The following is an 11,739-nucleotide window of genomic DNA, read 5'->3' on the forward strand; positions in this document are numbered from 1 at the left end:
TCGTTATATGAATACGCTGGAAAAAATCCAGAGCCATCTGGAACTCCTGAGCAAATCTGAAAGGAAAGTCGCCGAGGTGATTCTAGCCTCTCCACAAACCGCCATTCACTCAAGCATCGCCCGGCTGGCCAAGATGGCCGATGTCAGTGAACCTACGGTTAACCGGTTTTGTCGCCGCCTTGATACCAAGGGTTTCCCGGATTTTAAACTGCATCTGGCTCAAAGTCTGGCTAACGGCACCCCCTATGTAAACCGCAACGTAGAAGAAAATGACAGCGTCGATGCCTATACCAGTAAAATCTTTGAATCTGTGATGGCCAGCCTGGATATGGTAAAGACCCATCTCGACATCGCCGCGATCAACCGTGCGGTTGACCTGCTGACCCAGGCAAAAAAAATCTCTTTCTTCGGTCTAGGTGCTTCGGCTGCAGTAGCGCACGACGCAATGAATAAGTTTTTCCGCTTCAATATTCCAGTGGTGTACTTTGACGACATCGTGATGCAACGCATGAGTTGCATGAACTCGGCGGAAGGTGACGTTGTTGTTTTGATCTCACACACCGGGCGTACCAAGAATCTGGTTGAGATGGCCCATCTGGCGCGTGAAAACGATGCCACGGTCATTGCGATTACTTCTCGTGATACTCCGCTGGCTAAAGAAGCTACCCTGGCGTTACTACTCGATGTGCCGGAAGATACCGACGTGTATATGCCAATGGTGTCACGAATTGCTCAATTAACGCTCATCGACGTGCTGGCAACCGGATTTACTTTGCGTCGAGGCGCTAAATTCAGAGATAACTTGAAGCGTGTCAAAGAAGCTTTAAAAGAATCACGCTTTGATAAAGACATCGTCATTAGTAACAGTTTTGATTCATAACGGATTTGAAAACCGCAGTTAAGGGCAAGATTTTAAACGGCGGAATTTAAAGTTGTACCGTGCTTTTACACTCATAAGGATAGCCTGAGTGAAACATCTGCCCGCTAAAGTAGCTGTTCTCATCCAGTTTCGTTATCCTAACGTTTAGCAACACCAATATTGGCTTTACCAGTCAACGGAGTAATACATGTCCAGACGGCTCAGAAGAACCAAAATCGTTACCACACTGGGTCCGGCTACTGACCGCGACAATAATCTGGAAAAGATCATTGCCGCTGGTGCCAACGTAGTTCGGCTTAACTTTTCCCACGGCAGCGCAGAAGATCATCAGATTCGTGCCAATAAAGTGCGCGAGATTGCTGCCAAACTGGGGCGTCATGTCGCTATCTTAGGCGATCTTCAAGGGCCAAAAATTCGCGTTTCCACCTTTAAGGAAGGCAAAATATTCCTTAACGTCGGTGATAAATTCCTGCTTGACGCTAATCTGTCAATCGGTGAAGGCGATAAGGAAAAAGTGGGTATCGACTATAAAGGTCTGCCTGCCGATGTGGTGCCAGGTGACGTCCTGCTGTTGGATGATGGCCGCGTACAGTTGAAAGTGCTCGAAGTGCAGGGCATGAAAGTGTTCACCGAAGTGACCGTCGGCGGCCCGTTGTCGAATAACAAGGGCATCAACAAACTGGGCGGTGGTCTCTCGGCGGAAGCCCTGACCGAGAAAGACAAGGCCGATATTATTACCGCTGCCAAAATTGGCGTCGATTATCTGGCGGTGTCTTTCCCACGTACCGGCGAAGATCTGAACTATGCCCGCCGTCTGGCACGCGACGCTGGCTGTAATGCCAAAATCGTTTCCAAAGTCGAACGTGCTGAAGCGGTAGCCACCGACGAAGCGATGGATGACATTATTCTGGCTTCCGACGTGGTGATGGTTGCGCGTGGCGATCTGGGTGTAGAAATCGGCGATCCTGAACTGGTCGGTATCCAGAAGAAACTGATCCGCCGCGCCCGTACCCTGAACCGTGCCGTGATCACCGCCACCCAGATGATGGAATCGATGATCACCAACCCGATGCCAACCCGCGCCGAAGTCATGGACGTGGCGAACGCCGTTCTGGATGGTACCGATGCGGTGATGTTGTCTGCCGAAACGGCGGCTGGGCAATATCCTGCCGAAACCGTCGCGGCAATGGCACGTGTCTGCCTGGGTGCGGAAAAAATCCCAAGCATCAACGTTTCCAAGCACCGTCTGGATGTGCAGTTCGACAATATCGAAGAAGCGATCGCCATGTCGACCATGTATGCGGCCAACCACCTGAAAGGGGTAACCGCCATCATCGCCATGACCGAATCGGGGCGTACCGCGCTGATGATGTCACGTATCAGCTCCGGCTTGCCGATCTTCGCCATGTCTCGCCATGAACATACGCTGAACCTGACCGCTCTGTACCGTGGCGTTACGCCGGTCTATTTCGGCAGCCACAGCGACGGCGTGGTTGCCGCCAATGATGCCATTGCTCGCTTACGCGACAAGGGTTTCCTGGTTTCCGGCGATTTGGTACTGGTCACCCAAGGTGACGTGATGGGTACCGTTGGCACCACCAATACCACCCGAATTCTGCGCGTAGAATAATTACGCCAGCGCTTCCAAGGCCAGTCGGCTAAACCTGACTGGCCTTTTGTTTTCCCATTTTTTACGCCAAAACCCCCTATCGCCTCTGGAGTGCTTTTCATGCTGCATCAACATCACCTGCAACAACGGTCAGAACCCCCCGAAGTGCTGGAGCTGGATGGCCAACAGTTGGAAAACCTTGACGGAGTGGATCTCTCAGGAACTGCCCTGCAAAAGATCAGCTTATATAACAACAGCCTGACAACCTTTCCAGCGCAAATCGTTAAGCATCGTCATCTGAAGGTGCTGAATATTTCCTGCAATAAGATCACCTCGCTGCCAGCGGAGATTGGGTTATTAACGCAATTGGAGATGTTTGATTTCGGCCATAACCAAGCGAGGAGCGTTCCTGAAGAGATAGGTGCGCTATGCAGATTACACTATCTGTACCTGAGCGATAATATGTTCAGCGATCTGCCCGATTCAATCAGGCAGTTACAGGCGCTACGCTACCTGAACCTGACCGACAATCAACTGACCACCATACCGGCCAGCATATTCTCACTGCATGCCTTGCAAGAGTTACGTCTTTACAACAATCAAATTACTGCCATCCCGCCAGAGATCGGCCTGTTGTGCCAACTGCGTGAATTGCATCTGATGAATAACCGCATCGAAACGCTGCCCGCCGCAGTGGCGCAACTCCACAGCCTTACGGCGCTCGATCTGGAAAACAATGCTGTCTCTCATCTACCAGATGAGTTTTGCCAACTGCCAAACCTAACCACGCTGAATCTACGGTTTAACCAACTGACGCAACTACCTGATGACTTTGGTGCTCTGGACTCGCTGGTCTCGTTGGATCTGCGTGCTAATCATTTAAGCTCGCTGCCACAGAGCATGGTGAAAATGAAAAATCTGCGTCGGCTGGATTTGCGTTGGAATAACTTTAGTCACTATCCCGACGTGCTCGAGCGCCTGATTCAACAAGGCTGTATGATTCATTTATAAATTGCAGAAAGCAAAAAGCCGAATGGCGAACCTTCGGCTTTCAGCAAATAGGTCTATACCCGTCATACTGCCAGTTGCCTGGGTGTTGGCAGGTCCTTAGCGATATAAATCGTCGCGCGTGTAAGGCTCAATCTCCCCTTCTTTACGCGTTTTCAGCAACTTCAGGATCCAGGTGTATTGCTCTGGATTCGGGCCAACCAGATTCTCAACTTCTTCATTCATCCGGCGCGCGATGCGTTTGTCATCGGCTTCGGCCAGATCGTCCATCGGTTCACGGATATAAATATCCAGCATGCTGGTTTTACCATCATACACCGGGAACAATGGCACAATCGCCGCCCGGCATACCTTCATCAAACGCCCCACGGCTGGTAAGGTCGCTTTATAGGTGGCAAAAAAGTCAACAAACTCACTGTGTTCAGCACCGTGGTCCTGATCCGGTAAATAGTAGCCCCAGTACCCTTGACGCACCGAACTGATAAAAGGCTTGATGCCATCATTGCGCGCATGCATGCGGCCACCAAATTTACGGCGGACGGCATTCCACAGATAATCCACCAGCGGATTGCTCTGATTATGGAACATCGCAGCCATCGGTTGACCACGGGCAGCCATCAGCATGGCGGGCACATCTACCGCCCAACCGTGTGGCACCAAAAAGATGACATTGCGGCCTTCCTGGCGAATCTTATCCAGCACCTCTTCACCATGCCAACGTACTCGCTTAAGCACTTTTTCCGGCTTGGTGCACGCCAGTTCAGCCATCAGAATCATCGACTGCGGAGCGGTCGCGAACATTTCATCAATAATATGTTCACGCTGGCTTTCCGGCACTTCCGGCAGACAATAAAACAGGTTGATACGCGCACGGCGGCGGGCACTTTTAGCCACTTTCCCAACCAGTTTACCGATGGCACCTAAAACCGGATCGCGCATACGCGCAGGGATCAGAGAACACCCCGCCATCAGCCCAGTCCCCAGCCATACTCCCCAGTAACGCGGGTGGAAAAAGGCTTTCTGGAATTGTGGAATAAACTCTACGTTCGATTTTTTTTCGTTTTGCATGTGGTAACTCTTAACTCAACGCTCTCAGCATAGCCATAATTGCAGGCAATTATTTTGCAAGCTACACCGAACGGGCGCCAATATAAAAAAGTATCGGCCCAAAATCAGGCCGATGACTGTTCAAATCAAAAATGGCTGGAAATCCTAGTCCAGTTGCAACTGTGGCACCACTTCTTTCACTTGCGCCAGATAGTCGCTGCGATCTTTGCCGCTCAAACCCTCGGAACGCGGCAGCTTTGCCGTAACCGGGTTCACCGCCTGCTGGTTGGTCCACAGTTCATAATGCAAGTGCGGGCCAGTAGAACGGCCTGTATTACCAGAAAGCCCGATACGGTCGCCACGCTTAATTTTTTGCCCCGGCTTAACCAGCGCCTTCTTGAGGTGCATGTAACGGGTGGTGTATTGGCGACCATGGCGAATAGCTACATAGTTACCGGTGTCACTACCGTATTTGGCAGCAACCACTTCACCGTCCCCCACTGCCAACACCGGAGTGCCGACCGGCATGGAGAAATCGACACCTCTATGCGGTGCCACACGCCCAGTGACCGGATTCAACCGGCGCGGGTTGAAGTTGGAGGAAATACGGAACTGTTTCATGGTCGGGAAGCGCATAAAACCACGCGCCAAACCAGAGCCCTGACGATCATAGAATTTGCCATCCTCGGCGCGGATCGCATAGTAATCTTTGCCACCGCTGCGCATACGCACGCCCAACAGTTGGCTTTGTTCGCTTTTGCCATCAAATTCTTCACGCGACATCAAGACGGCAAACTGGTCACCCTTGCGCAGCTTGCGGAAATCGAGCTGCCACTGTAGCGCTTTGGTCACGGCATTAATTTCTGCCCGGTTGAGGCCTGCCGCAGAAGCGCTACTGACAAAGCTGCCATTGAGCTGGCCGCTCAGCACGCTGTTACGCCATTCCCCTTTCAGGGTTTCCTTGGATTCTTTAAAGCCATTGCCTACACGCTCATAAGTGCGCGTCTCACGGCGGGAAATCTCCCAAGTCAAACGCTGCAGATCGCCAGCATCATTCAATGTCCATGACAGTTGCTGGCCTATCTTCAGGTTACGCAGATCGCGGTTTTGCGAAGAGAGCAAGGTGATGTCCGACATTTCGATACCATACTGGGTCAAAATGCTGCTTAGCGTATCACCGGTAGAAACCACGTACTCGTGCACACCTTCTTCACCGGCGACCTTCTGGTCCAGCTCATCCTGCGGGATGTCATCATCGGGGGTAGGCTGTTCGACATCTATGGGTTCGCTGGCCTCTGGTGCCAGAGAGCGTACCTGGTTAGATTCTAACTCAACATTTTTAGCAATAGGGGTATGTTCTGGGTGATAAACCGAAGGCCGCCAAACGGCGACGGCCAAGGTAACGACTGTCAACGACCCCAGCATAACGCGGTGGGGTCGAGGCAGATTGTTATACGCCAGAGCGATAGTTCGGACTATCTTCTGCACTCAATAATATCCTTATGATCTTTACTTCAGGCAGCTCACGTACTGGTTAGACAGGGCTGTCAGGAAATCTCCATAGCTGTCTTTCCCCAGTGCGATGCCGCTACCTAACGGGTCCAGCGTTCCAGAACGCACTTTGGTACCCTTGGCAACGGCATTGATTACGGCTGGCCTGAATTGTGGCTCAGCAAAAACACAGACTGCTTTCTGCTCAACCAACTGTGTTCGAATTTGATGTAAGCGCTGCGCTCCAGGCTGAATTTCGGGGTTGACGGTAAAATGGCCCAACGGGCTCAAGCCAAAGTGTTTTTCAAAGTAGCCGTAAGCATCATGAAAAACAAAATATCCCCTACCTTGCACAGGCGTAAGCATCTTAACAAGATTTTTGTCGGTTTGCGCTAGCTGATCCTCGAACTGGCGCAAGTTTGCGTCTAATTTGTCCTTCTTTTGCGGCATAAGTTCCAACAATCTGTCGTGAATCGCGATCGCAGTCACTTTTGCCACCTCCGGCGACAGCCAGACATGCATATTATATTCACCATGATGATGGTCATGACCACTTTCATTCGCACTGTGTTCATGTTCATCATCGTCGTCACCTTTCATCAGCAACGGCTGTACGCTGGCCAGTTCAGCAATCGATAACTGCTTGTTGGCAGCAACCTGCGTCAACGGTTTAGCCAGAAACGCCTCCAGATCCGGGCCAACCCATACCACCAGTTCGGCTTCGCGCAGGCGTTGAATATCCGACGGGCGCAGAGCGAAGTCATGGGGCGAGGCACCATCTGGCAACAGCACTTCCGTTGACGTTACCCCATCAGCAATTGCTGAGGCGATAAAGCCCAGTGGACGAATTGAAGTCACTACCGCCGCCGACGCGTGACCGGCCATCATCAACACACTGGTAAGCAGTGCACGCTGTAACCATTTATTTTTCTGCATCATCATGAGTAATCCCATCGTTTTCAAACAAGGAGCGTGATATTATAACATTCGGTTAGTTCTGCAAAATGTAATCACAACATGTCCACATTGACGACGCTTAACAACATTTCAGTCACTTTTGATACCCGACGCGTTCTGTCGAATATCTCGCTCAAGCTGCAACCAGGCCGCATTCTGACGTTGCTCGGGCCCAACGGGGCGGGCAAATCCACGCTGGTGCGCGTGGTGCTTGGCCTGATCTCGCCCACAGAGGGGTCGATTGAGCATCAGCCCAATCTGCGCATCGGCTATGTGCCGCAAAAGCTGCATCTTGATGCCACGCTGCCTCTGACCGTCAGCCGCTTTATGCGCCTCAAACCCGGCGTCAAACAGGCCGATATTCTACCAGCATTGAAACGCGTTCATGCCGCTCACCTGCTCGAACAGCCGATGCAAAAACTTTCGGGGGGCGAAAATCAGCGCGTTTTGCTGGCGCGCGCACTCTTGAACAGCCCACAATTGCTGGTGCTGGATGAACCGACTCAAGGGGTTGACGTCAACGGACAACTGGCGCTGTACGATCTGATCGATCAGTTGCGCCAGGAATTAGGATGCGCTGTGCTGATGGTTTCCCATGACTTGCATTTGGTGATGGCAAAAACCGACGAAGTGCTGTGCTTGAACCAGCATATCTGCTGCTCAGGTACGCCCGAAGTGGTCTCCATGCACCCGGAATTTATTGCCATGTTTGGCAACCGTGGAGCGGAACAACTGGCCATTTATCGCCATCACCATAATCACCGTCACGATCTGCAAGGCAGAATTGTACTGAAAAAATCCGGGGGCCGTGGGGCATGATCGAATTGTTATTACCCGGTTGGCTGGCAGGGGTGCTGTTGGCTGCCGCTGCTGGCCCGTTGGGATCTTTTGTGGTCTGGCGCAAGATGTCTTACTTTGGCGATACCTTGGCACATGCTTCGTTGCTTGGTGTGGCTTTCGGTTTGCTACTGGACGTGAACCCGTTTTATGCCGTCATCGCCGTCACGCTGTTGCTGGCGCTGGTGTTAGTGTGGCTGGAACGTCGCCCTCAGCTTTCCATCGATACCCTGCTCGGGATTATGGCACACAGCGCGCTGTCGCTCGGGCTGGTCGTCGTTGCACTTATGTCAAACGTGCGAGTCGATCTGATGGCTTATCTGTTCGGGGATTTGCTGTCGGTCACCATGAATGATATCTGGATGATTGGCATTGGCGTGCTAGCGGTATTACTGGTGCTGTGGTGGCAATGGCGTGACCTGCTGTCGATGACCATCAGCCCGGAAATGGCCCACGTTGACGGCGTCAATCTGGCGCGCGCGCGCACGATTCTGATGTTGGTGACCGCCTTGACCATCGGTTTGGCGATGAAGTTTGTCGGCGCACTGATCATTACTTCGTTATTGATCATCCCTGCCGCCACTGCTCGCCGTTTTGCCCGCACGCCAGAGCAAATGGCGGGTTACGCGGTCTTAGTGGGGATTATTGCTGTCACTGGTGGCCTGACGTTCTCAGCCCTTTATGATACACCAGCCGGGCCTTCGGTGGTGTTAAGCGCTGCGGTGCTGTTTGTCCTGAGCCTGTCAAAAAAACAACGGGCATAAGATCGAATGCAGGGCGCATTATTGCGCCCTGAACGCTTTCCTAATTCTCTTCCCGCGCAATGCCAAAGTGCTTATACGCATGATTAGTCGCCATACGGCCACGCGGCGTACGTTGAATAAACCCCTGCTGGATCAGGAAAGGTTCGATAACGTCTTCAATCGTTTCGCGCTCTTCACCAATGGCTGCCGCCAGGTTATCTAGCCCCACCGGGCCACCGTTGAACTTGTCGATAATCGCCAGCAACAGTTTACGGTCCATGTAGTCAAAACCTTCAGCATCGACGTTCAGCATATCCAGAGCCTGCATCGCCACGGCACCATTGATGACACCGTTAGCGCGCACCTCAGCAAAGTCACGCACCCGGCGTAATAGGCGGTTGGCGATACGCGGTGTTCCACGTGCGCGACGTGCAATTTCATGCGAACCATCCGCAGACAGATCTAACCCAAGGCAACTGGCACTGCGCGATACGATATGCTCCAGATCGGCCACCTGATAAAACTCCAGGCGCTGCACGATACCAAAACGATCGCGCAATGGTGACGTCAGCGAACCGGCACGGGTGGTGGCACCGACCAGGGTGAACGGTGGCAGATCGAGCTTAATTGAGCGCGCCGCCGGGCCCTCACCAATCATGATATCCAGTTGGTAATCTTCCATCGCTGGATACAGCACTTCTTCCACTACCGGTGAAAGACGGTGAATTTCATCAATAAACAGCACGTCGTGCGGTTCAAGGTTCGTCAGCATCGCCGCCAAATCGCCAGCTTTTTCCAGCACCGGGCCTGAAGTAGTGCGCAAATTAACGCCCATCTCGTTGGCGACAATATTGGCCAACGTCGTTTTGCCAAGCCCTGGCGGGCCGAAGATCAAGAGATGATCCAAGGCATCGCCGCGCTGCTTTGCCGCCTGAATAAAAATTTCCATCTGTTCACGCACATGCGGCTGACCAACGTATTCCGTCAGCAGCTTGGGACGGATTGCACGATCCAGAACCTCTTCTTCACTGATCGGCTCGGCAGAAATCAGGCGGTCTGCTTCAATCATTTTCTACTCCTTGCCTTAGAGTGCCGCCCGCAAGGCGTCGCGGATCAAGGTTTCGCAATCTGCGCCCGGTTTGGCGACTTTACCAATCATACGGCTGGCTTCCTGTGGTTTATACCCAAGAGCGACCAGCGCAGAAGCCGCTTCGGCTTCCACATCGATTTCTGCGGCTTTGGCTGCGGTGGCGGGCAGGCTGATTTCACTGTTGCTGTTGAACAGATCGCCGTTCAATCCTTTAAAGCGGTCTTTCATTTCGACCACCAAGCGCTCGGCGGTTTTCTTGCCCACGCCCGGCAACTTCACTAATGCGGTGATTTCTTCACGCTCTACCGCGCTGACAAATTGCTGCGCAGACATGCCGGAAAGGATCGCCAAGGCCAGTTTTGGCCCCACACCGTTCACTTTGATCAATTCGCGGAACAGCGCACGTTCCTGTTTATCATTGAACCCATACAGCAATTGCGCGTCTTCACGCACCACGAAGTGGGTAAACACGATCGCCTGTTGCCCCAGTTCCGGCAGCTCATAGAAGCAGGTCATCGGCATATGCACTTCATAACCGACGCCATTGGCTTCCAGCAACACCAGCGGCGGTTGCTTTTCCAGAATAATTCCTCTGAGACGACCTATCATTACCCCTCCTGAATGGATCCTGTGCTGGTAGTGTTTGGCCACTACACAATGTGGTAAAGCTTATACCATAAAAAAGGCTGGATGAATATCCAGCCCGAGCTTCACATATAACGCTATTATTTCAACCGACCACGCGCCAGATCCAACCGCCCTGCACTCACCCGCAGCACGTTCTGGCTGAGATGACAGTGAGTAATGGCAATCGCCAGCGCATCGGCGGCATCAGCCTGCGGGTTGGCGGGCAGTTTCAGCAAGGCACGCACCATATGCTGCACCTGAGCCTTTTCTGCCGCACCGGTGCCGACCACCGTCTGCTTCACCTGGCGCGCCGCATACTCAAACACTTCCAGGTTCTGGTTCACCGCAGCCACAATCGCCACACCGCGTGCCTGCCCCAGTTTGAGCGCAGAATCCGGGTTTTTGGCCATAAATACCTGCTCAATGGCGAAAAAGTCCGGGCGGAACTGGGTGATAATCTCACTGACACCGGCATAAATCAGCTTTAACCGCGTCGGCATATCGTCAACCACGGTGCGGATACAGCCACTGGCAACGTAGGTCAGTTGGCGGCCCTGCTGGCGGATCAGGCCATAACCAGTAACGCGCGAACCGGGGTCGATACCCAGTATGATCGCCATTGTTACCACCACCCTGCGTTTAATCTTACCTGGCGCTGCCAAAAGACAGCGCCATCAGTCACCGGCATTACAGCGTAGCGGCGATCTCGTCAGAGATCTCACCGTTATGGTAAACCTCCTGCACGTCGTCGCAATCTTCCAGCATATCGATCAGACGCAGCAGTTTAGGCGCAGTTTCTGCATCCATATCGGCCTTGGTCGATGGGATCATAGAAACTTCCGCCGCTTCCGCGTTGAACCCGGCAGCGGTCAGGGCGTCTTTCACTTCACCCAGATTTTCCCAGGCAGTGTAGACGTCGATCGCGCCATCGTCGTAGGTCACGATATCTTCGGCACCGGCTTCCAACGCCGCTTCCATTACCGTATCTTCATCCAGACCCGGTGCGAAAGTAATCACGCCTTTTTTAGTGAACAGGTAAGCAACGGAACCGTCAGTACCCAGATTACCGCCGCACTTGGTGAACGCATGACGCACTTCTGCCACGGTACGGTTACGGTTATCACTCAGGCACTCGATCATCACCGCCGTGCCGCCAGGGCCGTAACCTTCGTAAATGATGGTTTCCATATTGGTATCATCATCACCACCGACACCACGCGCAATCGCACGGTTCAGCGTATCGCGCGTCATGTTGTTGGACAGCGCTTTATCGATGGCCGCACGCAGACGTGGGTTAGAACCCGGATCGCCGCCGCCGAGCTTGGCGGCAGTGACCAACTCACGAATAATTTTGGTGAAAATCTTACCGCGCTTGGAATCTTGTGCTGCTTTGCGGTGTTTGGTATTGGCCCATTTACTATGACCTGCCATACAAATATCTCCAAAAAGA

Annotated in this window: 12 protein-coding genes; 5 read left to right on the forward strand and 7 right to left on the reverse strand. The window is 52.8% G+C overall.

The features are described from left to right. The first annotated feature begins 7 nt into the window (after positions 1–7). From IV04_RS06685 to IV04_RS06695, 3 genes are all read left to right on the forward strand, one after another. The gene (locus tag IV04_RS06685; protein WP_037399987.1) at positions 8–880 is read left to right on the forward strand and encodes a MurR/RpiR family transcriptional regulator; all 873 of its coding nucleotides are present in this window, start codon (positions 8–10) and stop codon (positions 878–880) included. Positions 881–1,067: 187 nt separating this feature from the next. After that, the gene (gene pyk, locus IV04_RS06690) at positions 1,068–2,510 is read left to right on the forward strand and encodes a pyruvate kinase (RefSeq protein ID WP_037398929.1); all 1,443 of its coding nucleotides are present in this window, start codon (positions 1,068–1,070) and stop codon (positions 2,508–2,510) included. A gap of 99 nt (positions 2,511–2,609) precedes the next feature. Continuing rightward, entirely contained in the window at positions 2,610–3,500 is an 891-nt protein-coding gene (locus IV04_RS06695; RefSeq protein ID WP_037398927.1) for a leucine-rich repeat domain-containing protein, read from the forward strand. Between the two features lie 96 nt (positions 3,501–3,596). Here IV04_RS06695 and lpxM read toward each other — a convergent pair whose 3' ends face one another. The 3 genes from lpxM to znuA form a co-directional block, all read right to left on the reverse strand. Continuing rightward, positions 3,597–4,565 (reverse strand): lauroyl-Kdo(2)-lipid IV(A) myristoyltransferase, encoded by a 969-nt coding sequence (lpxM, locus tag IV04_RS06700; RefSeq protein ID WP_037398924.1) that lies wholly within the window; start codon positions 4,563–4,565, stop codon positions 3,597–3,599. 144 nt (positions 4,566–4,709) lie between these two features. Beyond that, positions 4,710–6,032: a murein DD-endopeptidase MepM gene (mepM, locus tag IV04_RS06705; RefSeq protein ID WP_037398921.1), complete on the reverse strand. Its 1,323-nt coding sequence runs from the start codon at positions 6,030–6,032 to the stop codon at positions 4,710–4,712. A 21-nt stretch (positions 6,033–6,053) separates the two neighbouring features. Beyond that, positions 6,054–6,974, reverse strand: coding sequence for a zinc ABC transporter substrate-binding protein ZnuA (gene znuA, locus IV04_RS06710; RefSeq protein ID WP_037399984.1), 921 nt, complete (start codon positions 6,972–6,974; stop codon positions 6,054–6,056). A 78-nt stretch (positions 6,975–7,052) separates the two neighbouring features. On the opposite strand from znuA, the gene znuC reads away from it, so the two are divergent. Then, positions 7,053–7,811 (forward strand): zinc ABC transporter ATP-binding protein ZnuC, encoded by a 759-nt coding sequence (gene znuC, locus IV04_RS06715; RefSeq protein WP_037398918.1) that lies wholly within the window; start codon positions 7,053–7,055, stop codon positions 7,809–7,811. After that, positions 7,808–8,593, forward strand: coding sequence for a zinc ABC transporter permease subunit ZnuB (gene znuB, locus IV04_RS06720; RefSeq protein ID WP_037398914.1), 786 nt, complete (start codon positions 7,808–7,810; stop codon positions 8,591–8,593). Before znuC ends, znuB begins: the two co-directional genes overlap by 4 nt. Positions 8,594–8,633: 40 nt before the next feature. Here the strand turns inward: znuB and ruvB are convergent, their stop codons facing one another. The 4 genes from ruvB to IV04_RS06740 form a co-directional block, all read right to left on the reverse strand. Continuing rightward, the gene (gene ruvB, locus IV04_RS06725) at positions 8,634–9,641 is read right to left on the reverse strand and encodes a Holliday junction branch migration DNA helicase RuvB (protein ID WP_037398913.1); all 1,008 of its coding nucleotides are present in this window, start codon (positions 9,639–9,641) and stop codon (positions 8,634–8,636) included. 15 nt (positions 9,642–9,656) lie between these two features. After that, the gene (gene ruvA / locus IV04_RS06730; protein ID WP_037398910.1) at positions 9,657–10,271 is read right to left on the reverse strand and encodes a Holliday junction branch migration protein RuvA; all 615 of its coding nucleotides are present in this window, start codon (positions 10,269–10,271) and stop codon (positions 9,657–9,659) included. A 116-nt stretch (positions 10,272–10,387) separates the two neighbouring features. Next, a complete protein-coding gene (gene ruvC, locus IV04_RS06735) occupies positions 10,388–10,909 on the reverse strand; it encodes a crossover junction endodeoxyribonuclease RuvC (protein ID WP_037398908.1) in 522 nt (173 codons plus the stop codon). Between the two features lie 67 nt (positions 10,910–10,976). Then, the gene (locus IV04_RS06740; protein WP_037398906.1) at positions 10,977–11,720 is read right to left on the reverse strand and encodes a YebC/PmpR family DNA-binding transcriptional regulator; all 744 of its coding nucleotides are present in this window, start codon (positions 11,718–11,720) and stop codon (positions 10,977–10,979) included. Between the last annotated feature and the right edge of the window lie 19 nt (positions 11,721–11,739).

It is taken from the genome of Serratia sp. Ag1 (assembly GCF_000743355.1).
In the GTDB taxonomy this organism is placed as follows: domain Bacteria; phylum Pseudomonadota; class Gammaproteobacteria; order Enterobacterales; family Enterobacteriaceae; genus Chania.

Bases quoted from the DNA above. Each gene is read 5' to 3' on its own strand.
- IV04_RS06685 (WP_037399987.1), top strand. From the start codon at position 8: ATGAATACGCTGGAAAAAATCCAGAGCCATCTGGAACTCCTGAGCAAA.
- pyk (WP_037398929.1), top strand. From the start codon at position 1,068: ATGTCCAGACGGCTCAGAAGAACCAAAATCGTTACCACACTGGGTCCG.
- IV04_RS06695 (WP_037398927.1), top strand. From the start codon at position 2,610: ATGCTGCATCAACATCACCTGCAACAACGGTCAGAACCCCCCGAAGTG.
- lpxM (WP_037398924.1), bottom strand. From the start codon at position 4,565: ATGCAAAACGAAAAAAAATCGAACGTAGAGTTTATTCCACAATTCCAG.
- znuA (WP_037399984.1), bottom strand. From the start codon at position 6,974: ATGATGCAGAAAAATAAATGGTTACAGCGTGCACTGCTTACCAGTGTG.
- znuC (WP_037398918.1), top strand. From the start codon at position 7,053: ATGTCCACATTGACGACGCTTAACAACATTTCAGTCACTTTTGATACC.
- znuB (WP_037398914.1), top strand. From the start codon at position 7,808: ATGATCGAATTGTTATTACCCGGTTGGCTGGCAGGGGTGCTGTTGGCT.
- ruvB (WP_037398913.1), bottom strand. From the start codon at position 9,641: ATGATTGAAGCAGACCGCCTGATTTCTGCCGAGCCGATCAGTGAAGAA.
- ruvA (WP_037398910.1), bottom strand. From the start codon at position 10,271: ATGATAGGTCGTCTCAGAGGAATTATTCTGGAAAAGCAACCGCCGCTG.
- ruvC (WP_037398908.1), bottom strand. From the start codon at position 10,909: ATGGCGATCATACTGGGTATCGACCCCGGTTCGCGCGTTACTGGTTAT.
- IV04_RS06740 (WP_037398906.1), bottom strand. From the start codon at position 11,720: ATGGCAGGTCATAGTAAATGGGCCAATACCAAACACCGCAAAGCAGCA.